The 23,168-nt window shown below is 46.4% G+C and carries 27 protein-coding genes and 1 riboswitch; of the genes, 16 read left to right on the forward strand and 11 right to left on the reverse strand.

The window, feature by feature from the left end; genetic code table 11:
* Window positions 1-21: 21 nt before the first annotated feature.
* Together D479_RS12395 and D479_RS12400 are read right to left on the reverse strand one after the other, a co-directional pair.
* Complete coding sequence (locus tag D479_RS12395; protein WP_008637542.1) at window positions 22-1,188, reverse strand: PatB family C-S lyase; 1,167 nt, start codon at window positions 1,186-1,188, stop codon at window positions 22-24.
* A 210-nt stretch (window positions 1,189-1,398) separates the two neighbouring features.
* Window positions 1,399-1,752 (reverse strand): helix-turn-helix transcriptional regulator, encoded by a 354-nt coding sequence (locus tag D479_RS12400; protein WP_008637544.1) that lies wholly within the window; start codon window positions 1,750-1,752, stop codon window positions 1,399-1,401.
* Between the two features lie 180 nt (window positions 1,753-1,932).
* Between D479_RS12400 and yugI the strand changes: the two genes are divergently transcribed.
* On the forward strand, window positions 1,933-2,319 hold the full coding sequence (gene yugI / locus D479_RS12405; RefSeq protein ID WP_008637545.1) for a S1 domain-containing post-transcriptional regulator GSP13: 387 nt from the start codon (window positions 1,933-1,935) through the stop codon (window positions 2,317-2,319).
* 44 nt (window positions 2,320-2,363) lie between these two features.
* Here the strand turns inward: yugI and D479_RS12410 are convergent, their stop codons facing one another.
* Window positions 2,364-2,600 (reverse strand): DUF378 domain-containing protein, encoded by a 237-nt coding sequence (locus D479_RS12410; RefSeq protein WP_008637547.1) that lies wholly within the window; start codon window positions 2,598-2,600, stop codon window positions 2,364-2,366.
* A gap of 145 nt (window positions 2,601-2,745) precedes the next feature.
* Here D479_RS12410 and D479_RS12415 point away from each other — a divergent pair, with 145 nt between their 5' ends.
* The 3 genes from D479_RS12415 (at window position 2,746) to D479_RS12425 (ending at window position 5,914) form a co-directional block, all read left to right on the forward strand.
* Entirely contained in the window at window positions 2,746-3,912 is a 1,167-nt protein-coding gene (locus D479_RS12415) for an iron-containing alcohol dehydrogenase (RefSeq protein ID WP_008637549.1), read from the forward strand.
* Window positions 3,913-4,056: 144 nt separating this feature from the next.
* Window positions 4,057-5,403, forward strand: coding sequence for a glucose-6-phosphate isomerase (locus D479_RS12420; RefSeq protein WP_008637550.1), 1,347 nt, complete (start codon window positions 4,057-4,059; stop codon window positions 5,401-5,403).
* A gap of 94 nt (window positions 5,404-5,497) precedes the next feature.
* Window positions 5,498-5,914 (forward strand): YugN-like family protein, encoded by a 417-nt coding sequence (locus D479_RS12425; RefSeq protein WP_008637551.1) that lies wholly within the window; start codon window positions 5,498-5,500, stop codon window positions 5,912-5,914.
* Here D479_RS12425 and D479_RS12430 read toward each other — a convergent pair.
* On the reverse strand, window positions 5,897-6,895 hold the full coding sequence (locus D479_RS12430; RefSeq protein WP_008637552.1) for a potassium channel protein: 999 nt from the start codon (window positions 6,893-6,895) through the stop codon (window positions 5,897-5,899). The two genes, D479_RS12425 and D479_RS12430, sit on opposite strands and share 18 nt — an antisense overlap.
* A gap of 97 nt (window positions 6,896-6,992) precedes the next feature.
* The gene (locus D479_RS12435) at window positions 6,993-7,550 is read right to left on the reverse strand and encodes a thioredoxin family protein (RefSeq protein ID WP_008637553.1); all 558 of its coding nucleotides are present in this window, start codon (window positions 7,548-7,550) and stop codon (window positions 6,993-6,995) included.
* 122 nt (window positions 7,551-7,672) lie between these two features.
* Here D479_RS12435 and D479_RS12440 point away from each other — a divergent pair, with 122 nt between their 5' ends.
* Both D479_RS12440 and D479_RS12445 read left to right on the forward strand, forming a co-directional pair.
* Window positions 7,673-8,731: a M20/M25/M40 family metallo-hydrolase gene (locus tag D479_RS12440; protein ID WP_008637554.1), complete on the forward strand. Its 1,059-nt coding sequence runs from the start codon at window positions 7,673-7,675 to the stop codon at window positions 8,729-8,731.
* Between the two features lie 112 nt (window positions 8,732-8,843).
* Window positions 8,844-9,068, forward strand: a complete 225-nt coding sequence (locus D479_RS12445) for a hypothetical protein (protein WP_008637555.1) — start codon at window positions 8,844-8,846, stop codon at window positions 9,066-9,068.
* 46 nt (window positions 9,069-9,114) lie between these two features.
* Here D479_RS12445 and D479_RS12450 read toward each other — a convergent pair whose 3' ends face one another.
* Window positions 9,115-10,605, reverse strand: coding sequence for a potassium/proton antiporter (locus tag D479_RS12450; protein ID WP_008637556.1), 1,491 nt, complete (start codon window positions 10,603-10,605; stop codon window positions 9,115-9,117).
* 83 nt (window positions 10,606-10,688) lie between these two features.
* Window positions 10,689-10,865, reverse strand: a complete 177-nt coding sequence (locus D479_RS20765) for a hypothetical protein (protein WP_008637557.1) — start codon at window positions 10,863-10,865, stop codon at window positions 10,689-10,691.
* Window positions 10,866-11,525: 660 nt separating this feature from the next.
* Between D479_RS20765 and D479_RS20770 the strand changes: the two genes are divergently transcribed.
* From D479_RS20770 to D479_RS12465, 3 genes are all read left to right on the forward strand, one after another.
* Window positions 11,526-11,750 (forward strand): NAD(P)H nitroreductase, encoded by a 225-nt coding sequence (locus D479_RS20770; protein WP_008637558.1) that lies wholly within the window; start codon window positions 11,526-11,528, stop codon window positions 11,748-11,750.
* 70 nt (window positions 11,751-11,820) lie between these two features.
* Entirely contained in the window at window positions 11,821-12,447 is a 627-nt protein-coding gene (locus tag D479_RS12460) for a TetR/AcrR family transcriptional regulator (RefSeq protein WP_241210932.1), read from the forward strand.
* 47 nt (window positions 12,448-12,494) lie between these two features.
* Window positions 12,495-13,427: an SDR family NAD(P)-dependent oxidoreductase gene (locus D479_RS12465; RefSeq protein WP_008637560.1), complete on the forward strand. Its 933-nt coding sequence runs from the start codon at window positions 12,495-12,497 to the stop codon at window positions 13,425-13,427.
* Window positions 13,428-13,449: 22 nt separating this feature from the next.
* Here the strand turns inward: D479_RS12465 and D479_RS12470 are convergent, their stop codons facing one another.
* A complete protein-coding gene (locus D479_RS12470; protein ID WP_008637562.1) occupies window positions 13,450-13,968 on the reverse strand; it encodes a GNAT family N-acetyltransferase in 519 nt (172 codons plus the stop codon).
* A gap of 80 nt (window positions 13,969-14,048) precedes the next feature.
* On the opposite strand from D479_RS12470, the gene D479_RS12475 reads away from it, so the two are divergent.
* The 3 genes from D479_RS12475 to D479_RS12485 all read left to right on the forward strand — a co-directional run bounded on the left by D479_RS12475 (window position 14,049) and on the right by D479_RS12485 (window position 16,184).
* Complete coding sequence (locus D479_RS12475) at window positions 14,049-14,540, forward strand: ferritin (protein WP_008637564.1); 492 nt, start codon at window positions 14,049-14,051, stop codon at window positions 14,538-14,540.
* A gap of 242 nt (window positions 14,541-14,782) precedes the next feature.
* On the forward strand, window positions 14,783-15,154 hold the full coding sequence (locus D479_RS12480; RefSeq protein WP_152413386.1) for a hypothetical protein: 372 nt from the start codon (window positions 14,783-14,785) through the stop codon (window positions 15,152-15,154).
* Window positions 15,155-15,279: 125 nt separating this feature from the next.
* A riboswitch (FMN riboswitch) is annotated at window positions 15,280-15,424 on the forward strand.
* A gap of 163 nt (window positions 15,425-15,587) precedes the next feature.
* Window positions 15,588-16,184 carry an ECF transporter S component gene (locus D479_RS12485; protein WP_152413387.1) on the forward strand — a complete coding sequence of 199 codons (597 nt, stop codon included), beginning with the start codon at window positions 15,588-15,590 and terminating at the stop codon, window positions 16,182-16,184.
* Window positions 16,185-16,212: 28 nt separating this feature from the next.
* On the opposite strand, the gene D479_RS21300 is transcribed toward D479_RS12485, so the two are convergent.
* The 3 genes from D479_RS21300 to D479_RS12495 all read right to left on the reverse strand — a co-directional run bounded on the left by D479_RS21300 (window position 16,213) and on the right by D479_RS12495 (window position 18,096).
* A complete protein-coding gene (locus tag D479_RS21300) occupies window positions 16,213-16,269 on the reverse strand; it encodes a hypothetical protein (RefSeq protein ID WP_346773254.1) in 57 nt (18 codons plus the stop codon).
* A gap of 354 nt (window positions 16,270-16,623) precedes the next feature.
* Window positions 16,624-17,019, reverse strand: a complete 396-nt coding sequence (locus D479_RS12490; protein ID WP_008637574.1) for a hotdog fold thioesterase — start codon at window positions 17,017-17,019, stop codon at window positions 16,624-16,626.
* A gap of 132 nt (window positions 17,020-17,151) precedes the next feature.
* Complete coding sequence (locus D479_RS12495; RefSeq protein ID WP_008637583.1) at window positions 17,152-18,096, reverse strand: 1,4-dihydroxy-2-naphthoate polyprenyltransferase; 945 nt, start codon at window positions 18,094-18,096, stop codon at window positions 17,152-17,154.
* Window positions 18,097-18,317: 221 nt separating this feature from the next.
* Between D479_RS12495 and D479_RS12500 the strand changes: the two genes are divergently transcribed.
* The 4 genes from D479_RS12500 to menB are packed head-to-tail and all read left to right on the forward strand — an operon-like array spanning window position 18,318 to window position 23,120.
* Window positions 18,318-19,709: an isochorismate synthase gene (locus tag D479_RS12500; RefSeq protein WP_008637585.1), complete on the forward strand. Its 1,392-nt coding sequence runs from the start codon at window positions 18,318-18,320 to the stop codon at window positions 19,707-19,709.
* Window positions 19,710-21,446 carry a 2-succinyl-5-enolpyruvyl-6-hydroxy-3-cyclohexene-1-carboxylic-acid synthase gene (gene menD, locus D479_RS12505; protein WP_008637587.1) on the forward strand — a complete coding sequence of 579 codons (1,737 nt, stop codon included), beginning with the start codon at window positions 19,710-19,712 and terminating at the stop codon, window positions 21,444-21,446.
* Complete coding sequence (gene menH / locus D479_RS12510; RefSeq protein ID WP_008637589.1) at window positions 21,446-22,243, forward strand: 2-succinyl-6-hydroxy-2,4-cyclohexadiene-1-carboxylate synthase; 798 nt, start codon at window positions 21,446-21,448, stop codon at window positions 22,241-22,243. Before menD ends, menH begins: the two co-directional genes overlap by 1 nt.
* Window positions 22,244-22,301: 58 nt before the next feature.
* Entirely contained in the window at window positions 22,302-23,120 is an 819-nt protein-coding gene (gene menB, locus D479_RS12515; RefSeq protein ID WP_008637591.1) for a 1,4-dihydroxy-2-naphthoyl-CoA synthase, read from the forward strand.
* Window positions 23,121-23,168 lie beyond the last annotated feature (48 nt).

Genomic DNA, 23,168 nt, shown 5'->3' on the forward strand with positions numbered 1-23,168 from the left:
GCTTTTTATCTACTCGCATTTCTATTTCCTTGCAGCCTCGATAATTCGTGATACACCTTCTTCAATGGTAGAGCGGGGAGCAGCGATATTGATCCGCATAAATCCTGTTCCTGCTTTACCGAAGGAGACGCCGTCATTTAAACCGACTTTTGCCTGTTTCTGCATGAAGGATTTGAGTTCGCTGTGCTTCATTTCCAACCCGGTACAGTCAAGCCAAAGCAGGTAGGTTCCTTCCGCAGGAAAGACACGTACAGCGGTTTCGTTATGGAGCCTTTCCATAACGTAGTCCCTGTTTTCTTCCAGGGTTGTCATTAGTCCTTCCAGCCACTCTTCGCCGTGCTCATATGCCGCCTCCATTGCTGTAAGCCCCAGAGTATTCAACATACCCATTCCTTGATTTTTAAATTGCTTATCAAGCTTCTCTTTCGATTCTTTATCAGCAGTTACGACGAAAGATGCTTGTAGCCCCGCCAAATTAAACGTTTTGGTCGGTGACATGCAGGTGATAGTCTTTCTGCTGACGTCTTCAGAAACAGAGGCGATTGGAATGTGACGGTGCCCGCTGTATATAAGATCCGCATGTATTTCATCAGCAATAATTCGGACATCGTGCTTAAGGCAAATGCTGCTCAACCGGTTCAACTCTTCCCGCGTCCAAACACGTCCGACCGGGTTATGGGGATTACAGAGAATAAATAATTGGACGTTGTTTTCTTTAATTTTCTTCTCAAAGTCCTCAAAATCAATTTCATATTTGTTTCCTTCTACGATCAGCGGGTTCTCAATGATGTGACGCCCGTGGTCCCTGACTACGCTGTAGAACGGTGGATAGACCGGTGTCTGGATAATGACGTTGTCACCAATATCGGTCAATGATTGAATGATCATATGAAGCGAAGGGATGACACCGGGACTGTAGGTAATCCACTCCGGATCGATGGACCAATCATGTCTAGTCTGAAGCCACTGTACGATCTGCTGCTTTACGCGGTCATCTGGGACTGTATAGCCGAAGATGCCGTGATCGACACGTTCCTTTATTGCTGCCGTTACCGCCTTGGGGGTCTGAAAATCCATGTCTGCTACCCACATAGGAAGAACGTCTTTATCTTTATACAATTCTTCTGCCATATCCCATTTGACAGAGCGGGTTCCCTTACGTGAAATGACTCGTTTGAACTGTTCCAAAACGATGGCCTCCTATATTTTTGATTTCTGTAATCTATCATAACCGAAAGTCCGTGAAAGAAGAAAATATGTTGTTTGACCGGGATGATGGGGAAAAGAGAGCAAAAAAAAGAAGCAAAGCGAACGTTCGCTTTGCTTACACAGGGGGAATACGAGAAAGTCTTACGTTATTTAATATATCCAGTTTTGATAGATTATAAACCTACTTTTTCATTTTTTTTGCTGATTTAATTCATAAAGTAGTTTCATAGCATGAAGAACGTCTTCTTCCGAGAAATCCCGTGTCTTTTTCAACAAGAGTTTAGTCCGCTTGACGCCCACTTCTGCAATCAAGTTCTGCAACTCTTCATCAATGGTTGTATCTTCTTCTTGAAATTCCATCAGTTCGGATGCCGGGATATCCAGAACGGTTGATATTTTAAGGATGGTATCTAATTCCGGGGCGCGCTCATCTGTTTCGTAGCTTTCCAATGTTTGGACGCCCATTCTCGCTTTCAAGGCGAGCTCTTCTTTAGTGAAATTCTTTAACTCACGGTATTTCCTAATATTATTTCCTACAGACATACAGGTTCCTCCTCTGTCATTATTATCTATTATACCATGTTCAATAATGCACAAAGTGTCGAAATTCCGAAAAATAAAGGGTGTTTATCAAAACTGTACTTTGCTTATTGGAGGTTTTTGTGCTAAAATCATTAATTGCGTGAAATGAAGCGAATAATAACAAATCAGGAGTTGTATAGAATGTCAGAGAAGTTCCAAGAAGGTCAAGTATTAGAAGGTAAAGTTACAGGAATTCAGCCCTACGGTGCTTTCGTTGCATTGGATGAAAAAGTTCAAGGTCTTGTGCACATTTCAGAAGTTACCCACGGGTATGTGAAAGATATTAATGAGCACCTTTCTGAAGGTGATGAAGTTCAAGTTAAGATCTTGAACATCGACGAGAAGAGCAACAAGTATTCTCTATCTATCCGTGCGACACAGGAAGCTCCAAAGGCAGCACCACGTCGTCCGCGCAAGCAGGCTGCAGCACCAAAGCATGAAGAATCAACTGCAGGTTTCAACACGCTTAAAGACAAGTTAGAAGATTGGATCAAACAATCGGACGACCGCGAAAAATTCCGTAAATAAAGTACAAGTAGAAAAAGCCGGGTCCTCTAGGACCCGGCTTTTTTTTATTCAGTCGTTTCCGCTGTCCGGTCGCTGTATTCTGCTGCCGGTGAGAAGTAAATGGAAATGGCGATAAGTCCGCTGATCCCTACAAGTGTATATATGACACGAGCGAAGGCACCGCTTTGTTCGCCACCGCCGAATAGTCCTGCGACTAAATCATATTGGAACAATCCGATCAATCCCCAGTTGATTGCGCCTACGATGATAAGCAGAAGGGCGATACGTTGAATCCAACTCATGGTCCAACCTCCTTTTTTTATAAGTTCATGGTTCGTCTTTATAATTGAACAAGCGGGTCGTATTTATTCATCAAGCATTTCTTTTGAGATATCATCTGAATTCGGGGATAATAATCATCGAATGTTCATGAAGGGAGTTTTATCAATGGATGCATTTAAATTTCATAATCCGACGAAATTAATTTTCGGACAGAACCAAGTGACACAATTACAAACAGAATTACCTGAAAATACAAATAAAGTTCTCCTCGTTTATGGAGGGGGAAGCATCAAGCGTAACGGCGTGTATGATGCAGTTGTGGCGGAATTGAAAAAGGCAGAGGTAGAGGTTTTTGAACTTTCCGGTGTAGAGCCAAACCCTAGACTTTCCACGGTTAGACGCGGGGTCGAGGCATGCAAGGAAAACGATATCGACTTCATCCTCGCTGTAGGCGGTGGAAGTGTCATCGACTGCACGAAGACCATTGCTGCTGGAGCCAAATACGATGGTGATGCCTGGGATCTTGTTACAAGAGAGGCGACACCAGAATCAGCGCTTCCGTTCGGAACGGTCCTTACCCTTGCTGCTACAGGTAGTGAGATGAATGCCGGTGCGGTCATCACAAATTGGGAAACGAATGAGAAGTACGGCTGGGGTGCTGCGCCTTTGACAAACCCTATGTTCTCCATTTTGGATCCCGCCTACACGACAAGTGTTCCGAAAGATCAGACTATCTACGGAATCGTAGACATGATGACGCACATGTTTGAACAATATTTCCACAATCCGACCAAGTCACCGGTACAGGATGAAATGATCGAGGGCGTCCTGCGTGCTGTCATGGAAACGGCCCCTAAGCTTCTTGATAATCTGGAATCTGTCGAGTATCGTGAGACGATTCTATATGCTGGAACGATCGCACTTAACGGTATGCTGCAAATGGGATATCGCGGAGACTGGGCGAGTCACAACATCGAGCATGCTGTTTCCGCCGTTTATGATATTCCACATGCGGGTGGACTGGCGATTCTCTTCCCTAACTGGATGAAGCATAACCTGGAAGTGGACCCGTCCCGTTTCGCCAAACTTGCGACAAACGTATTCGGCGTCGATGCAGAAGGTAAGAGCGAGACGGAAGTGGCGGAAGAAGGAATCGATGCTTTGAGAAAATTCTGGTCTTCCCTCGGAGCGCCGGAGCGACTTGCCGATTACGAAATCGGAGAAGAGAAGTTCGACGTTATTGTCGATCGTTCCATGAAACGTGGAGCTTTCGGGAACTTCAACAAGCTTAAAGAAGACGACGTACAGAAGATTCTGGAAATGTCCAAGTAATGGAGAAAAGGTGCGGGCTGCCCGCACCTTTTTTGATGAATTCTATTTGTACACGCTTTCATGAAAGTGCTTGCTTGATTTGGATGAAAGGTTCCGATAAAGTGAAAAGAGGATGAAGTAAAATGATGATTTGGAGGGACATATATGACACACGTTCGTTTTGATTACGAAAAAGCTTTGCCGTTCTTTGGTGAACATGAACTAGAATATATGCAGGGAGCCGTTTCTCTGGCTCATAAGAACCTACATGAGAAAACCGGTGCAGGGAACGACTTTTTAGGCTGGGTCGATCTGCCTGAAGATTATGATAAAGAAGAGTTCTCCCGCATCCAAAAAGCAGCAGAGAAGATTCAATCCGATTCTGATGTTCTTTTAGTCATCGGCATCGGCGGATCTTATCTTGGTGCCCGTGCAGCGCTGGAAATGCTGAACCACAGCTTCTACAATGTACTCGGTGGAGAAGAGCGCAAAACTCCCCAGGTATTTTTTGTAGGAAACAGCATCAGTCCTTCTTACATGAACGACTTGTTCGATGTGCTTAAGGATAAAGACGTTTCCATCAACGTCATTTCGAAAAGCGGAACGACGACGGAACCTGCTATTGCCTTCCGTGTATTCCGCAAGTTCCTGGAAGAGAAATACGGTAGGGAAGAAGCGCAGAAGCGCATCTATGCTACAACGGATAAGAATAAAGGTGCCCTTAAAACACTTGCTACCGAGCAGGGCTATGAATCCTTCGTGGTACCGGATGATGTAGGCGGCCGTTATTCTGTTCTTACTGCCGTTGGTCTGCTGCCTATCGCGGCAAGTGGTATCGACATCGTGGAAATGATGAAAGGCGCGCAGCAGGCTCGCGAAGAACTCAGCACGGACAAGCTGTCGGAAAACCCTGCTTATCAATATGCTGCTGTAAGAAACGTTCTTTACAACAAAGGCAAGACAATTGAAATGCTTGTCAATTATGAACCGTCCCTTCAGTATTTCGCTGAATGGTGGAAACAGTTGTTCGGAGAAAGTGAAGGCAAAGATTACAAAGGAATATTCCCGGCTTCTGCCAACTTCTCTACAGATCTGCACTCCCTCGGACAATATATTCAGGATGGACGAAGAGATATGTTTGAAACGGTCCTTCACGTGGAGAATTCCAATTCTGATATTACGATCGAGGAAGACGAGCAGAACCTGGACGGTTTGAACTACCTTGCAGGGGAGACAGTCCACGAAGTCAACGAGAAGGCATACCTTGGTACAATGCTTGCTCACACAGACGGAGATGTGCCGAACTTGATCGTTCACCTTCCGAAGCGTGATGCTTTCACCTTTGGTTACCTTGTGTACTTCTTCGAGAAGGCTTGTGCAATCAGCGGATACCTCCTGGGTGTCAATCCGTTTGACCAGCCCGGCGTAGAAGCGTATAAGAAGAATATGTTCGCTCTTCTGGGTAAGCCTGGCTTTGAAGATGAAAAAGAGAAACTGGAGAAAAGACTATAAGGGCAGTAAATAGCATAAAGAGGGGGATCATCCATAAAAAGGATGATCCCCTTGTTTTATTTGGGCATAGTAAAAGAGAAAGGAGTGATGAGCGATGATACCACTATCTTCCCCGCTTACAGGAACGACTTATAAGTTTAATGAACTGGAGAAGGAACTTCAGGGTCTCGGCTTTAAACTAGCGGATAATTGGGATTATGAGCATGGTTATTTCGATTATAAAATTGATGATCATGTCGGCTACCAGTTTATTCGTCTTCCGTTCGCCGTGACCTCAGGATCTTTGGATGCACCTAGTGATTATGCACTTGTGGAGATGAAGGAACCCTTTCTGCTCTCCCATAAATATAACCCGGGTCTCGATGATAATGTGAAAGAAGGGAATTTCCGAGCCATTTTTGATCAATTTCAAGAGCCTGTCGATAAAGATGCCAGTTTCCCTGAAGAACACGTGCATACAGGGCGGGAGTTGTTAAAAAAGGTGGAACAAGCATTACTTACGAAGCGGTGAGAAAACAACGAGCACGTCTCCCTCTTGCAGCGTAAGGTCCGGATGGATATGAAACAGCACATCTTCCCTGCGGCGGACAGCGATGACCTGGTAACAATCTTTCATATAGTATTGGAAGGCCTCCGTGACAGGATTTCCAATCAAAGACTTTGGAACAGCTTCTTCATGAAACTGCCGTTCTGCAAGCAGGCCGAGCAGGAGTTCGAACGGCTTCGCCGGATCATTCCGGTAGAGTTCCTGATAGAAGAGGCTGCTCATGAAGTCATTGGAGCGAATGACGGTATCCGCACCGGCCCGTTCCGCATTAATTTTCTGCTTATCTGTCAGTACTTCTGCGATAATAAACAGCCCGGGGTGGTGTCCCTTTGCGGCGACAATCTGATGGATGACGGACTGATCGGACTGTTCTTCTGATAAAGAAGGATCCGCAGTGATGATGGCAAGTTTGGCATGAAGCAGATTTGCCTTCTCCAACGTTTCTTCATTCGTCGCGCTGCCGCTGATGAAGTGGACAGAGGGAAGGCGCTGATAAAAGGTATTCATCGTTCGGTCGATCAGTACGACTTCTTCCGGCTGCTGATGCTTCTGAATCATATCGATCAAATGTCTTGTCCGCTCGTTCCACCCGATGAGGACCAGGTGTTTGGCTCCTTTGTACGGGACTTTTCCTTCCGATAGATCCGTCTCATGCTTGACGGTGGAAGCGGAGAGTGTAGCCATGTAGAAAGTGACCAGTCCACCACCGGATAAGATCAGCAGGATAGCCATCAGTTTACCATAGGGACTTAATGGAACATAGTCGCCATACCCGACGGTTGCTCCCGTAACGAATGCCCACCAGATTCCGTCAAAGACGGTTGGAAAGTTTGCGGGCTCAATCATATGGATGACGAATCCGAACAACGTCATCGTAAAAAACACCGTTGCTAACAATCTCAGGAACAGTGGCAGTTGAAAATATAAACGTACCCAATGCTGCATGGCTTTGGTGCCCCTTTTTTTATCTACAGTATGTCTCTGGAGGAACGTATTCAAACATAGAAAAAGCCTGCCGCACGACAGGGCAGGCGGCAAGCTGTTAATAAGCAAAGAATGTCTTCTTTAAATCTTCATACACATAATTCCAAAAATCATGATGATCACGGTAAGCTTTCGTAATGAAGGTAAGCATTTCTTTCTGTTTTTCATTAAAGTCTTCGGCCTCTTTATCCGGAAGGCCTTGTCTTGCTGTATCAATGAACTGTTGGACTTCGGGCGCTCTCGGTCCCCAGTTTGCCACTTCTTCCCCATTCTTATCCATCAAGATGATTTTCGGGATAGAACGGGCACGTCCGTCTGTCAAATAGTTGTCCATTAAATCCAAATTCTCATCTCTCAAAAGGAAGTGAACTGGTATTTGAGCTGCTTCCGCCATACGAAGGAAAATGGGTACATTCATCATGGCATCTCCGCACCAGTCTTCGGTTAACACAATCGCTCGAAGTCCGTTCATTCGGGAGCGCGTAAATGTTGGTTCATCTTCGACCGGTATCCCGAAATTTTCGTATATATAAATAAAGTTTTCCTGATGTGTCTGCATTTGATCGACGTACGTTTGTGCCGTCATTCCTTTGTTAAACCATTCTTCTAAGCGCATAACTAATTCCTCCTCAAAAAATCCATACAAGGTCTTGTTCCCGTTCCTGCAAAGGAATATGCATCCGATTAATGTTTTCCCCGTTATTTTTGATATGATGGAAAGGTGAAGGAGGAGTAATTATGAATGAAGATCGACTTAATTTCTTATTGGAACTATTGACTACCCCGTCCCCCTCCAGCATGGAGATGGAGATACAGAAGAAATGGATTGCGGATATGGAAGAAGCAGCGGATGAGATAAGAACCGATAATGCCGGTAATGCGATTGCAGTCCTTAACCCGGATGCGGACTTCAAGATCCTGCTTGCAGGTCACTGTGATGAAATTGCATTAGTCATCAACAGGATTGATGAACAAGGATATCTCCATTTTGATAAAATGGGGGGCATTAATCCGAAAGCAGCTGTCGGTATGAAAGTGAGAGTCCTTGGGGAAGAAAAGGAGCTGACAGGAGTGATCGGCGTCAATGCGCAGCACCACGGAGGCTTAAAAGGGGATTTCGGTGTGGAAGATCTCTTTATCGATTGTGGAGCAAAATCCAAGGATGAAATCGCAGAGTACGTGCAGATTGGCGATCTTGCTGTCTACAAACGAGAGCCTGAGATACTTATGGATCGTTACATAGCAGGTCGTGGACTGGATAATAGAACGGGGCAGTTCATCGTTGGGGAAGTTTTACGACGGTTAAAGGACAAGAAGCTCCGTGTAGGTGTTTATGCGGCGAGCACGGTCAATGAAGAAACGAACATGGGTGGTGCGTACTTCGCAGCAGCGGGCATACAGCCGAACATGGCGATCGCCTGCGACGTGACGTTTGCCACGGACTACCCTGGAGTAAATAAAAGCAAATATGGAGACGTCCGGCTCGATGGTGGACCGGTTCTTGCCAAGGGAGCGCCGATCAACCGTAAGATCAACAAATGGCTGGAACGCTCGGCCAAAAAGTTGAACATGGACGTCCAGTACGAATTGACACCAAGGATGACAGGCACCGATGCGGATAAGATGCGGTTGACGGGAAGTGGAGTACCGGTCAGTCTCGTCTCTTTACCCCTCCGTTATATGCACTCTCCAGTTGAAACAGTAAGCATGAAGGATATAGAAGAGGAGATTGAGCTTCTCGTCGACATGATTGCCGGTATGACCGGGGAAGAAAGCTTGAATCCACTTGAAGATTAAGACAGGGAACGTCCGGATATTTATCCGGGCGTTTTGTCTTGTTTTGGTTAAGAGTAGTCATAGTTGGCAAGAATAGCAGATATAATCTTTCTAATATGAGGGAGTGATCTGCATGGAGCGGGAAAGACTACACGAACAAATTTTGTCTTTGAAAGGGAAAATTTGCGCGGGCCAGCTGCAGCTGCAGGGATACGATGATTATCTCCTGCTTCAGCTTGATAAAGTGAAAGACAGTGAGGACGGACTGGTGGATGTATCGACAGTATCTTCGACGTTGAAGTTGTTCATCGACGCGACGGAAAAAGTGAAAGCGGCTCCTGAGAAGCGGCTGAGCTGAATTATAAGGTAAAAAAGAGCGGAGCCGTCAGGCTTCGCTCTTTTATCTATCCTCGATCTTTTTTTGATGCTCGCTGCTCCAAGCGTTTTTTTAACTGATCTTTATATTTAGATTCGACGAGAATATATAGGAAGTCGCCGGCTTGAATCACGGTCTCGCCATAGGGGGTGATGACCTGGTTGTCTCTGATGATTGCGTTAATATTTGAATGATTCGGCAGCGTCAATTCTTTCAATTTCTGGCCGACAAGCGCGGATTCTTCGCTCGTTTGGAACTGCACCATTTCAGCGGCCGCTTTCCCCATCGATATAAGCTCGATCGAGTGGTGCGGTACATCTTTCTGAGGTCCGACCAAGTCCAGCTTCTTGGCCACCCAAGAGATGCTGGCCCCTTGCACGAGAGCAGAGGTCAGAACGATGAAGAAGACGATATTGAAGATGATTTGACTGTTCTCCAAACCTTCTACAATCGGAAAGGTAGCGAGCACAATCGGTACGGCTCCGCGCAATCCGGCCCATGAAATGAAGAGCTTCTCCTTGACGGAATACTTTAGCTTGATCAAGGATAAGAAAACGGCGAGCGGACGAGCGACGACAATCAACAGGATGGAGAGAATCAAGCCATCTACGATGACAGCAGAAGAGAAAACCTGCTCCGGGAACGCGAGAAGTCCCAAGATGATGAACATAAGGATCTGAGCCATCCAGGCGAATCCTTCATTGAATTGAAAGATGGAATACCGGTACGTAAGCTCCCTGTTTCCTATAACAAGGGCAGCAATATAAACGGCTAGGAATCCACTTCCCCCGACGAATGCCGTAATCCCATAAGTAATCAGGGCGAAGGCCACCGAAAGAATAGGGTATAATGCGCTGGACCCTAGTTTAATAGTATTGATGGAATAAGAAGCGAGCCTCCCAAAGATGATCCCCAACACGAGACCTATCCCCATTTGGAGAAAAAAGGTCGGGATCAGCATCCAGATCGAACCATCCGGTTTGGTGATCAGCTCAATGAATGAAAGCGTGAGGAAAACGGCCATCGGATCATTGGTTCCTGATTCTGCTTCCAATGTGGCACCCATCTTTGCCTTTATATTTCTTTCTTTCAAAGCCGCAAAAACCGCGGCGGCGTCTGTCGATCCAACAATAGCACCTAGAAGGAGACCTTCGAGTAATGTTAAATCGAAGAGGAGATAGGCAGCGACTCCAATCGTTGAGGAGGTTACTAAGACTCCCACGGTAGCGAGCGATAGAGAGGGCACGGCTACCGAACGGACAGTTGCCCATTTCGTATGCAGGCCACCTTCAAATAAGATGATAACCAAAGCCAGCACACCGATAAGCTGAGCTGTATCTGCGTTATCGAAATAAATGATTCCGAGTCCGTCACTTCCTACAAGCATACCTACGATGATGAACAAGATGAGGGAAGGCACACCCCATCTGTTGGAAAACTTAGCAGCAAAGATCCCACTGAACAGCAGGAAAGCGACTAATAATAAAAATGCATCTGTTCCAAATGTATCAAAAAACATGTAATGAAATTCTCCTTATGAATGGCGTTTGACGAATTGGGAATGAAGAGAAGGGGCGAATGGAACAGCCCCTTCCCGGATGGTTACAGACCTATAATATGTTTCAGCTCTTCCACATTGATCATTTTCCAGGAGAGTTCAAACGTGTAACCCTCCCAATGGACTCCGGTGAGGATACCTGATACATAAATCCCACCGAAAAATAGAAAGAAGATAAGGAAGCAGACGACAACATAGGTCAGTTTATCTTTTTCATTCATTCACATTCGTCTCCTTATTGAATCAAGATCATACGTTTGGCATAAGGAGAAGTCATATGTAATTGGATTGGTTATATATCGTAATGAGAAACCCCGGCCTGCTGGTTTTAGAAAGATCGATATTTCGGAAACGGATCTTATCAAACGCCACAGGGAAATCTGCAGGGGAGTCCCCGCAAATAGTTGGATCGAGGCCTTTCGTACTGACGGGCTGGGGGATCGATTGGTTTTGTATTTTGATAGCCTGATGATCAGAATAAGAAACGGCTGCTGAGAATTCGGAGTCATGAGCCAGTGTGCTTCTTATATCGTCGATTTTTCAGATGGACTGAAAAAAACGGCGAAGTTCAAAAAAACCACCAATATCAAAAAAATATCTTTCTTCATCACGGTCCCCCTTTCCTGATTGTACCTATTCATTATATCAGAGATTTTCTCTCTTAACTTTGGCTGGAAAACTTGTTTTGAAATGTGCGTGATGCCGAAAGCTTGTAGGAGTTTTTCATGTGAATTACCATGGTAGAAAGAATTAGACAATAAGAAAGGGTGTTAAACATGAGTCGTGAAAACAGAAAGATATTATAGAATCCTTACTTCAGAAACACAACGAAAAGGTTTCATGTTGCGAAGAAAATTACTAAAGAAGACTTCACCTTCATTTTGGAGACAGCCAGGTTATCTCCAAGTTCCTTAGGCTTTGACCGTGGAAATATCGATTGTACAAACCCCGAGCTGCGTGAACAGTTAAAGGGGGAAGCGCAGGTTCTTTTGGATAGAGAAACCTATGGAGTATCTTCCATGGCGGCCTTCGGCTGTCGAGCGGAGGACCCGTCCCGGCCGAAGATGAGACGGAATATGAAGAACATGGCGGAATGGATAGAGTAATTGAGCTGGAACCCTATCTGTAAAGGACCGGGTTTTTGCTATGGTAATTATTATTGACATAAAATTCTAATTGTTTTATATTTTATTTGAACAGTGGTTAATAAATGAGGGGGAGTCAGCGATTACACCTAGAAAACCGATCGAACAGCAAGTAGAACAAGAAGCTATATTGAACGTCGCGAGAGATCTCTTTGTAAAGAAAGGATTCAGAGATGTGTCCATGCGGCAGATCGCTGCCGAGCTGGAAATGAGCCATGGAATGATTTATTATCATTTCAATAATAAAGCCGGTTTATTTTATGCTGTCGTAGCCAAAGACTTCGCGCTCCTCGATGAAATCCTGGAAGAAATAATGAAGAAAGAAGCAGATCCTGGACAAAAGTTGAAACACCTATTCATCGCCTACATGAAATTCGGTATCGATTACTCCAGTCATTATGAAATGATGTTTCTAATCAAAGATGAGCAATTGAACACGCTCATGAATGAGGAGCCAAATAAGAGTTATGAACGGTTTGCCAAGGCAGTTGCTGCGCTTGTCGGGCCTAAATGCGCAACGACCCAGAGCATCTGGTCGGCGTTTTTATCCTTACACGGTTTCGTCGTTCACTATTACAAGACAGGGCAGACGTATAACGAAATAAAAAGTCTCGTAGAAGGTCATGCAGAATTTATTATAAAATCACTGGATATATAAATTTTTTTGCAGATAATTGACCAGTGGTTAATAAGGGGTGGAGAATGATGAAAAAAGCATTGGTATTAGGGGCATCCGGGGGAATGGGCAGCGCCCTGGTGGAAGAACTTTTGGAAGCAGGCATAGAGGTCGTTGCATTTGCAAGAACGGAAGAAAAGCTGAAACGGTTGTTCCGGAGAAGGGCGCAGATCTTAGTGGGGGATGTGTTCTCAGAAGCAGATTTGCATGAGGCTGCTAAGGGAGTCGATGTGATCTTCCATGCGGTTAACATTCCTTACTATCAATGGGCGGGACATCAGCTGCGGCTGATGCAGAATGTCATAAACGCCTCGGAAAAGGCAGCCAGTAAATTGGTCATTGTCGACAATATTTATGCCTATGGTCCCGGAATGGGAACTTTAATAAAGGAGGATGCTCCCAAAGTTCCCTTAACTAAAAAGGGGAACATCCGTTTAGAAGTTGAAAACCTTGTAAGGGAAGCGCAGGTACCTTGGATGATTGCTCATTTCCCTGATTTTTACGGGCCCAATGCAGAACATACGGTTCTTGGCCAAACGCTGCAAGGAGCAGCTGCAAATAAACGAGGGATATTTATTGGAGATAAGCGGAAGCCAAGGGAATATATTTATACCCCGGATGGTGCGAAAGCACTTCTTTCGCTGGCGATTCGCCCTTCTGCATACGGACAGACGTGGAATATACCAGGAGCTGGAGTCATATCGGGAGAGGAGATTATCCGGTTGTTAAAAGGAGAAAGCGGTTATGACAAACGGGTGATTACTGTCACAAAAGGAATGGTGAGGATGCTTGGTCTATTTGACAAAATGATGAGAGAGTTCGTGGAAATGATGTATTTATATGAACAGCCTGTTGTTTTATCCGGAGCCAAATTCGAAAGGGAGATCGGTCCTGTACCGACAACATCGTATAAAGACGGTATTGGTCGGACGATGGAAGCGATGGCAGGACACCGTTCTTAGAGGGCGAGGAAGGCAGCCCTTTTTATAAGAATACCTGGTAGGCATACCTTTCTCCATGCGGAATTGGTAAATGAATGATCCCTTTGAATTGGAAGGCATGATTGGTGATCACCTTCTGCATTGCTCTGTTTAAAGGATGCGTATCTATTCGTACTTCTGACATCCCACTTTCCCGAGCGGCGGCCAGCAGAAGCTTGAAGAATAGAGCTGCATACCCGCGCCCGTTCCTTTCTGGAAGGATGGCGAATCTGTGAATAACGGCGTAATCGGCATCATTTTTCTCCCATTGGCCGTAAACGATGGTTTCATATGCAGTCTCCTGACCTTTTGTCAGGGCAGCGGTACCTATAATTTGCTGATTGATGAGAAAAACATAATGATTTCCATCTTCCATATCCGTTCTAAGCCTTGCCTCCGATGGAGCGTCCTCACCGGACCACTGCGGTGATCCTGAGGCTGCAAGCTTCAGCTGAGCAGATCGGATAATCTCTTTAACTGCTGGAAGATCATCGATCGTTCCTTGTCGCATTTGTATATTCATCTAATCTCTCCTTACAAACCTAAATATTCCTCCCACCTTCAGCATATCATGGAATGAGTTTTCAAAGAGGAGGAGATTGTATGAATGAGGAGATGCAGAAGCTGTTCAACCGACTCATTGAAATTGAACAAGTATCAACGACCCTTTATCTTGCCATGTCTGCCTATATGGCAAGAGAGAATTATACGGGCATGGCTCATTGGCTGCAGCTTCAGTCTGAAGAGGAACGAACCCATTTATTGAAATTGATCCAATATATGAGTGACAAGAATGGTACCGTTCAATTATCCAATATTCCGGCCCAGCCCAGTGAATATGGAACGCCCCTGGAAACCTTCCAAAAAGTTTTGGAACATGAGCAGTTTGTTACTAATTCCTACAGACAAGCCTACAATTATGCCGTCCAGGTGGACCCACAGGCGGCTGTCATTATTCAAGATTTTCTCCGGGAACAGATAGATGAAGAGGCTCAGGCTCAAACGATAGTGGATCGCTTATCACTGGCCCAAAACAATTCCTCTGCGCTTTTACTTTTAGATCAAGAGCTTGGGCAAAGGCAGGCAGCAGGGTGAAAAACAGCTCGGTAATGTAGGGGAATTTGGTAACGCAGAAAGAAGCGCGAAGATCTATCGTAGGGCGCTCTCACGTTACGGGTCGGATGGAGCGAATCATCCAGGCTCGTTTTTTTGTGCCTTCTCTTCCTTTTTTATTAGGAAAATGTTACCTTTATATGGGTGTGCTTGGAAATGGATTGACTGAAACTCTTAATGATTACGCGCAGTAAAGCGTCAGGTCTGCAAGAAGGATGCGTTGCTTGAGCAAATTTCGGATGGGAAAATTGGTGGTAACTATGAAATATTTCTTTACATTCATTCCAGCTGTATTGCTTACCTTAATAAGTGCAGATTTTAGTGGAGTATATGTAGAAGAGGAACAGCAGTATAGAACGTATTTGGAGCATGCAAGGGAAGGTGGAATGGAATTGGGGTTTCCCTTCCATTTCGTTACGCAGAATCCATCGAAGCTCTCGCCGCCGTTCCCTTATAAATTCGGACTGGAAATGGAGAGAATTACAAACCTGAATGTCCTTCCTTTCTTTGTTAACGTCGGGATCTATTTCATGATTATTCTCTTCATGCATTTCTTCTTTAATAGAATTATAGGGAAAGCGAGAAGAATAGGATGAAAGCAGGCAGAGCGGAGAGAGGAACCGGACTTAGTCCGGGATTCGTCGAAATTAATCAGAAGCAGAACTTCTAACTTGCGATATCATCACATTTTGACTACAATGAGGATACAATATCATATCGGTTCCATCTTCGGGGCAGGGTGTAATTCCCGACCGACGGTATTAGGTGCATAGATACCTAGAGTCCGTGACCCGCAGGTTCTTCCTGCGGCTGATCTGGTGAGAGTCCAGAACCGACAGTTAAAGTCTGGATGGGAGAAGATGTCGAGCGGAATGAGGAGAGGTTTTTTTGAACCTGCCCTCTATTTCCTGTGGACAATCTGTACTCCCTTAAGCACATAGCGCTTAGGGGTTTTTTATTGGACACACGGAAGTACCGTTCAACCTTCATCTGGGATGTGAACCGACGACAAGATGAAGGGGGAGATCGATGATGAATCCTTATACAGGTCAATCATCCAAGTTGCTCAAGTTAGTCATTTTAGCTTTATTCGGAAGTATTTCGATGGTACTCATGTTTTTAAATTTTCCTTTGCCGTTCCTGCCGCCTTATTTAAAGGTGGATTTCAGTGATGTCCCTGCGTTGATTGCAGGCATACTGTTTACGCCTGCCGCAGGTATAATAGTGGAGGGACTGAAGAATTTACTTTATCTCATTTATACCGGTGCTGGAGATCCGGTCGGCGTCGTAGCAAACTTTGCCGCCGGTGTCTTGTTCGTTGCACCTGTCGCGATGATCTACCATAAATTCAAGACCACGAAATCGTTAGTTTCCGGCTTGGTGTTCAGCGCCGTAATTATGGCGCTTGGAATGAGCGTATTGAATTATTTCCTCGTCCTGCCTGCTTACAGCTGGTTCATGGGTTGGGAGACGATGTCTGCTCAGGTAAAATGGGCGACCGTTCTTGCAGGTATTCTGCCGTTCAATGCCTTGAAAGGAATCATTATCGGAGCTTTGTTCGTTCCGCTGTTCATTAAGCTGAAACCTTGGCTGGAGCAGAAACGGATACAATCCTCCGCAGCATAAGAAAAAGAGCGCCCGAAGGGGCGCTCTTTTATTTTTCTTTTTCCATTTCTTCCTGTTCTTCAATGGTGTAGCGTGCGGCAGGCATGACTTCGAGTCGCTCTTCAGGAATCGGCTTGCCGGATTTTTCACTCTTCCATACGTGCCTTCTTCCATCCGCTGCAAGGCATCCTCAGCATCCATCAGCTTTTCTCTTGCCTGCTCGTAAAATGTCTGCTCTTTAGACCGTTCAAACTGATCCGTTCCTAGGTCGCCGGGATGATCGGCTACGCTTGAAATCTCCCCGGTACTGTCATTTGGATAGTCCTCTTTCGTACGGTCATTTTTATATTCTTCCATTTGTTGTTCCGCTTCTTCTTTCATTTCGAGCAATCGCTGCTTGAGTTCCTGTTTCTTTTCTTCTGTCATGATCTATTCTCTCCTCCCTGTAAATGAAAGCGAGTTATTTCTTCGCCGGGACGACACCGATCGTGCACCGGGACAGGCAGACAGTATCCCCTTGTTCGTTTTCCATTTTGATTTCCCAAACCATCGTGGTCCTGCCGATATGGGCAGGGGTTGCACGGGCGGTGACGAAGCCGCTCCGGATACTCTTCATATGATTTGCATTGATTTCAAGGCCGAATACTTGCTGCTTTTCCGGATCGACGTTCAGAAACGCTCCAATACTTGCTGCGCTTTCCGCAAGAGCAACATTTGCTCCTCCATGAAGGAAACCCATTGGTTGGTGGGTACGGCTGTCTGCAGGCATCGTCATGATAACTTCCTCTTTCGAAGCCTTCACGACTTCCATTCCAAGCGTTTCCATCAATGTATTCTTCATCATTTCTTTATTCATAACATCCCGTCCTTTGTGTATTATTCCCATTATCCAAACGCTCAAACCTATAGAAAAAAGGATGGAGGCGGTCCATCCTTTTCCTGGAATGTGCAGCGAACGTAATGCATGGCACATTCAAACTTTTCATAATCATCCGATCGGGATATAAATTTGTAGAAGCATGGACAGTCCGAGCAGGAATCCATATATCGTATTCGTTTTGGCTGTAGCAACCATGCCCGGCATCATCTCGAGAGGCTCGCTCTTTCCTACAAATCCCTGTATGGCTTGCCGGCCTTTAATCAAACTAAGGAAAGTGATAAAGGACCACAGCGGCAGAAGACCTGCGAAGATAAGCACCACGGTAAGGGCGTAGGCAATAAAGAACAGGGCCGTCAGGAATCGGATCGAACCTTGATGGCCGAACAGAATAGCCAGTGTTCTTCGTCCGTTCTTCGCATCACCGACACGGTCGCGGATGTTGTTGGTAAGCAGAATAGATCCAACAAAAATAGCAACCGGAATGGACACGATTACGACGTCCCAAGTCACCGCAGCCGTCTGTATGAAGTAACTGATTCCGATGATGACCGTGCCCATGAAAAAGCCTGCCGTGATTTCTCCGAATGGACTGTAGGCGATCGGATAGGGACCGCCTGTATAAAGGTAACCGAAAAGCATGGAAACGAGACCGATAACGGCGATCCACCAGCTCGATGAGGCACAAATATACACCCCTAATATCGCAGCGACCGCATAGAAAGTGAAAGCAAGAGTAAGAACCGTCCTTGGACTAATGCCGTCCCTTACAATGGTTCCTCCTATGCCCACAGAATTTTCGTTATCTAAACCGCGAACATAATCATAATACTCATTGAACATATTCGTAGCAGCTTGAATGAGGATGGATGCGAGCAACATTGCGGCAAATAACCAGAAATTGATCGATTGTTCCAGAGCAGCGAACATCGTCCCGACAAAGACAGGAACGAAAGCTGCCGTCAACGTGTGGGGGCGTAAGAGCCTCCACCAAACTTGGAATCCGTCACGTTCATTCAAGGAAGTTTTTACATTTTGATTTTGTACTGAACTCATGGATGTCCTCTCCCTTGTATCCAAATTGATTTTATGATAACAATTTAAGTTTAGGGAAACAGGCCTTTAGTGTCAATCAATGTAAGAAAATGTTTCCTTGAGTGAAGAATTCTTGAGTCAAGGGAAAAAAGAGAATAAAATAGAGAATGATGCACACAGATCTTAAATAATTTGTGTCGCAAGTATACTGGAACGTCCCTTAAAGAATGGGAGGAATTTTTATGCTTCATACGAAGGCACCTCATATTGAAGAAGTTATCGGGGAAGCCCTTCAGAGAGCACATCATCTTGGGGAACCTATTTTTATCAGTTTCGTTGAACACATAGATGATCAAGAGCCGTATCGTTTTTTTGAAGCTGGTCTTACGGTGGATTCCCACCGCTCGTTCTGGCAGAGCGCGGAGGGAGACTTCACAATGGTGGGCATTGGGAAAGCCAGCCAACTTTTTGCAGAGGGAAACGATCGTTTCAAAGAAGTACAGTCTCTATGGAACGACTTGAAGGAAAACGCCGTCGTGCACGATTCGTTCGGGGAGAAGGGCACGGGAATGGTTGCGCTGGGTGGTTTCCGTTTCGACCCGGAAGAGCCGGAAGGAAAACCTTGGGATAACTTTAAGGACAGCCAGCTGTCCATTCCATCCTTCTTGTTGACCAACGTCGGCGGGAAGTCGTATTTGACTTCAAATGCTCTCCTCTTTCCGGAGGATCACGCCCAACAGATCGCGGCACAGATAGCTGATCAGAAGGACCAGTTATTGAATGGGCTGCCCGGTACTTATAAGGTGCCGGAAATTGAGACGGCTGTAGAAGTTGCTCCGCACGAATGGAAAGAGACGATCAGACGAGCTACAGAGGATATCAAAGCAGGTCTCCTGGAAAAGATTGTCCTGGCGAGAGAACTTCGCCTCTCCTTCAAGGAGGATGTGTCCGTTTCTTCCGTGCTGCGTGCACTTGCGGAATCCCAGCCGAACAGCTACATTTTCGCCTTCGAGAGTGAAGGAGATTATTTTGTGGGCGCAACGCCGGAGAGGTTGGTTAAAGTAGACGAGCGCAGACTCGTTTCCACTTGTCTTGCCGGTACCATTCCACGTGGAGCTACGCCGGAAGCGGATTTGGCGCTGGGAGAAGAACTGCTGAACGATCCTAAAAACCGGCAGGAGCATCAATTTGTCGTGGAAATGATCAGACAAGCTGTCGAAGCCTGCAGCAGTGACGTACAGATTCCGGAGGCGCCGGTGCTGTATCCGCTTAGAAACCTTCAACATCTGTACACGCCGGTTAATGCCATTTTGGATGAGGGATATACGCTTTTGAATGTGGTGGAGAAGCTTCATCCGACTCCGGCACTCGGTGGAATGCCCCAGAAGGAATCCGTTGCTTACATCCGTGAGAAGGAAACGCTCAACAGAGGATGGTATGCCGGACCGGTCGGCTGGTTCGATGCGATGGATAATGGGGAATTTGCTGTAGCGATCCGGTCTGCTTTAATTCAGAAGAGGATGGCTTCTTTATTCGCAGGATGCGGGGTCGTTGCCGACTCGGACCCTCAGGCGGAATACGAAGAGACCGCTGTGAAGTTGAAGCCGATGTTGTCTGTTTTGGGAGGGTCATAATTGGGACATGTAGAATCGTTATCTAAATATGTAACACATTTTGTGGATCAGCTTGCTTCTTCGGGGGTGGAGCATGTAGTCATTTCTCCAGGGTCACGATCCACACCGCTTGCAATGACGTTTGCTGAGCATTCTGAGATGGAACACTGGGTCCATCTTGATGAACGCTCGGCAGCTTTTTTTGCGCTCGGAATAGCGAAACGAGAACAGAAACCGGTGGCGGTTGTTTGTACCTCCGGGACGGCTGCGGCAAATTATTATCCTGCTATCGTGGAAGCCTATTATAGCCGTGTCCCGCTTCTGATTCTTACAGCTGATCGGCCGCATGAATTGAGGGAGGTCGGTGCACCACAGGCCATCAATCAAATTCAGATGTTTGGTAACTACGTGAAATGGTATCAGGACCTTGCTCTACCAGAGCCGGGAAACCATATATACGCCAGACGTCAGGCTTCCAGGGCGGTCGAGGAAGCGAAGAACGGCCATATGGGTCCTGTCCATTTGAATTTTCCGTTCCGAGAGCCGCTTATCCCTGATTTTCATCTGGAAGGCTGCTGGCGGGAAGAGGGCGTGACGGTTCCCCGAGCTTCTTATGGAAAGAGAATGCTGGATGCCTCGGTGGTCTGCCAATATTTGCAGACGTTTGCGGAGAAAGACTGTGGTCTGATTGTAGTGGGCCCACAGATGGACCCTGACCTGGCTGAGGCTGTGACGCGACTTGCATCCCGACTTGGTGTGCCGGTATTGGCAGATCCGCTCTCACAACTCCGTGCCGGAACGCATGACAAAAGAAATATTATGGAGAACTATGATAGTCTCCTGAAATCGGAAGCTCTCGGGGAAGAGGTCATTCCCGGCTATATTCTAAGGTTCGGTGCCATGCCGGTTTCCAAGGCTTACTTGAAATGGGTACAGAAATTCGGGGAGCAGGTAGAGCATTTCGTTGCTGATGAACACCCTAGTCATCGGGAGCCTGCCGGCATCGATGCTCATTACATTTGGGCGGATCCTGTGATGTTTTGTGAGCAGTTGGCGGATCATCTTCCGGAGGATAATGTCGAAACGGAATGGCTCTCCCGCTGGCAGGAAATGAATAATAGGGCGAAAGCCGAAATGCTTGTTCAGGAGGATGAAAGTCTCAACGAAGGCCATGCCGTCGTTTATCTGGCGGATTCCATTCCGAACCAGTCTAATCTTTTTATCGGAAACAGCATGCCGATCAGAGACGTAGACAGCTTCTTTATGTCCACACCAAAGCAGGTAAGGATGATGGCTAACAGAGGTGCGAACGGCATTGATGGTGTCATTTCTGCGGCTGCCGGCACGACCGTATCAGGGGAGAGAACGACGCTTCTGATTGGGGACGTCTCCTTCTTTCATGATATGAACGGTCTTTGGCTCGTTAAACACAAAAAACTCCCTCTTACGATTGTTGTGATCAACAACGATGGAGGAGGAATTTTTTCCTATCTGCCTCAGTCTAAACAACAGGATCACTTCGAGGAGTTGTTCGGCACTCCGCTGGGGCTTGATCTTTCGGCGGTCACTGCTTTGTACGATGGTAGACATCACGTTGTGGAAACATGGGATTCCTATCGTCATGCACTTGCCGAAAGCTACAAGAAGGAGGGTTTATCCGTTATTGAAGTGCGAACGGACAGAAGCACCCACGTTGATTTCCATAAAGAGAAGTGGGCGAAAGTCGAAGCCTCCATCTTATCCGGGGGGAGCAAGTGATGAGATACACCATTAACAGACGGTCCTATTGGGTGGAAGATAGCGGAACAGGCTTTCCTCTGGTTATGCTGCACGGATTCACGGGTAGTACACGAACGTTTGATGAAACGTGTGCTGCTTTGGACGGAGACTACCGGTTAATCAAGGTGGATCTGCCGGGGCATGGCCGGACCGGTCCGCTCGGAGTGGTCACGATGGAGCAATTCTGCCGGGACCTTGACGCTTTGTTCGACGCACTGGAGCTGGAGAGAGCGGCTGTTCTCGGATATTCGCTCGGAGGGAGGGCTGCGTTGTCTTTTGCAGCCCTTTATCCAGAACGGGTAGAGAAACTTCTGCTGGAGAGTGCTTCACCCGGGCTTGAAACGACGGAAGAGCAGCTGGCGAGACAGGCAAAGGATAAAACGTTGGCGGAAATGATAAGGGATAAAGGAATAGATGCATTCGTATCTTATTGGGAGAACATCCCTTTGTTCCGTACCCAGGACCGTCTTTCTCAACAGGCGAAGACGGCGATACGCGAAGAACGTCTTGCTCAGGATCCGGGGGGGCTCCGGGAATCTTTACTTGGTATGGGAACCGGTCATCAACCTTCCTGGTGGGAGCGTATGTCGGACCTTCAGATGGATGTGCAGCTTGTCGTTGGAGCGCTTGACGAGAAGTTTTGTCGAATAAATGATAGGATGGAAAAGCGTATTCCTGAAGCATCCTACATAGTGGTGGAAAAGGCTGGACATGCAATACACCTTGAGAAACCAAAAATTTTTGCTAAAATTGTAGATGGCTTCATGATAAAATGAGTGAGTAATGAAACCGTTTTTCATGAACGGAAAGTGTACTTTTAAGGAGGAATAAGTTATGTCTTTTGAATGGATTCAAGAGCGCGAATACGAAGATATCATGTATGAAACACTAGACGGAATTGCTAAAATCACGATCAACCGTCCGGAAGTGCGAAATGCGTTTCGTCCTCAAACGGTTAACGAATTGATTGATGCATTCTCACGTGCACGTGACAATTCCCGTGTCGGAGTTATCGTCCTTGCAGGTGCTGGAGACGATGCATTCTGTGCAGGTGGAGACCAGAAAGTCCGCGGTCACGGCGGCTATGTAGGGGATGATCAGATTCCACGCCTGAACGTCCTTGATCTCCAACGTTTGATCCGCGTCATTCCAAAGCCGGTAATCGCAATGGTTTCCGGTTATGCTATCGGCGGTGGACATGTGCTTCACGTTGTCTGTGACCTTACAATCGCAGCGGACAATGCGATTTTCGGACAAACAGGTCCAAAGGTTGGAAGTTTCGATGCTGGATATGGTGCAGGTCTGCTTGCGCGTATGGTAGGCCACAAGAAAGCGCGTGAAATTTGGTTCCTTTGCCGTCAATACAGTGCCAAGGAAGCGGAAGATATGGGACTGGTCAATACAGTGGTTCCATTAGAGGATCTTGAAGCTGAAACGGTACAATGGTGCCGTGAAATCCTTGAGAAATCACCGACGGCTCTTCGTTTCTTGAAAGCTTCTTTCAATGCAGATACAGATGGATTGGCAGGTCTGCAGCAAATGGGCGGAGACGCTACCCTGTTGTATTACACGACAGAGGAAGCGAAGGAAGGCCGCGATGCCTTCAAGGAGAAGAGAAAACCTGATTTCGATCAGTTCCCTCGTTTCCCTTGATCATCAACCATATGGTAAAGAAAGGGGCGTCCCGTTGTATCGGGGAGC

This window comes from Halobacillus sp. BAB-2008, assembly GCF_000328325.1.
GTDB lineage: Bacteria > Bacillota > Bacilli > Bacillales > Halobacillaceae > Halobacillus.

Coding starts and splice junctions, on each gene's coding strand:
- D479_RS12400 (WP_008637544.1), bottom strand. CDS start 1,752: ATGTCTGTAGGAAATAATATTAGGAAATACCGTGAGTTAAAGAATTTC.
- yugI (WP_008637545.1), top strand. CDS start 1,933: ATGTCAGAGAAGTTCCAAGAAGGTCAAGTATTAGAAGGTAAAGTTACA.
- D479_RS12410 (WP_008637547.1), bottom strand. CDS start 2,600: ATGAGTTGGATTCAACGTATCGCCCTTCTGCTTATCATCGTAGGCGCA.
- D479_RS12415 (WP_008637549.1), top strand. CDS start 2,746: ATGGATGCATTTAAATTTCATAATCCGACGAAATTAATTTTCGGACAG.
- D479_RS12420 (WP_008637550.1), top strand. CDS start 4,057: ATGACACACGTTCGTTTTGATTACGAAAAAGCTTTGCCGTTCTTTGGT.
- D479_RS12425 (WP_008637551.1), top strand. CDS start 5,498: ATGATACCACTATCTTCCCCGCTTACAGGAACGACTTATAAGTTTAAT.
- D479_RS12430 (WP_008637552.1), bottom strand. CDS start 6,895: ATGCAGCATTGGGTACGTTTATATTTTCAACTGCCACTGTTCCTGAGA.
- D479_RS12435 (WP_008637553.1), bottom strand. CDS start 7,550: ATGCGCTTAGAAGAATGGTTTAACAAAGGAATGACGGCACAAACGTAC.
- D479_RS12440 (WP_008637554.1), top strand. CDS start 7,673: ATGAATGAAGATCGACTTAATTTCTTATTGGAACTATTGACTACCCCG.
- D479_RS12445 (WP_008637555.1), top strand. CDS start 8,844: ATGGAGCGGGAAAGACTACACGAACAAATTTTGTCTTTGAAAGGGAAA.
- D479_RS12450 (WP_008637556.1), bottom strand. CDS start 10,605: ATGTTTTTTGATACATTTGGAACAGATGCATTTTTATTATTAGTCGCT.
- D479_RS20765 (WP_008637557.1), bottom strand. CDS start 10,865: ATGAATGAAAAAGATAAACTGACCTATGTTGTCGTCTGCTTCCTTATC.
- D479_RS12465 (WP_008637560.1), top strand. CDS start 12,495: ATGAAAAAAGCATTGGTATTAGGGGCATCCGGGGGAATGGGCAGCGCC.
- D479_RS12470 (WP_008637562.1), bottom strand. CDS start 13,968: ATGAATATACAAATGCGACAAGGAACGATCGATGATCTTCCAGCAGTT.
- D479_RS12475 (WP_008637564.1), top strand. CDS start 14,049: ATGAATGAGGAGATGCAGAAGCTGTTCAACCGACTCATTGAAATTGAA.
- D479_RS12485 (WP_152413387.1), top strand. CDS start 15,588: ATGATGAATCCTTATACAGGTCAATCATCCAAGTTGCTCAAGTTAGTC.
- D479_RS12490 (WP_008637574.1), bottom strand. CDS start 17,019: ATGAATAAAGAAATGATGAAGAATACATTGATGGAAACGCTTGGAATG.
- D479_RS12495 (WP_008637583.1), bottom strand. CDS start 18,096: ATGAGTTCAGTACAAAATCAAAATGTAAAAACTTCCTTGAATGAACGT.
- D479_RS12500 (WP_008637585.1), top strand. CDS start 18,318: ATGCTTCATACGAAGGCACCTCATATTGAAGAAGTTATCGGGGAAGCC.
- menH (WP_008637589.1), top strand. CDS start 21,446: ATGAGATACACCATTAACAGACGGTCCTATTGGGTGGAAGATAGCGGA.
- menB (WP_008637591.1), top strand. CDS start 22,302: ATGTCTTTTGAATGGATTCAAGAGCGCGAATACGAAGATATCATGTAT.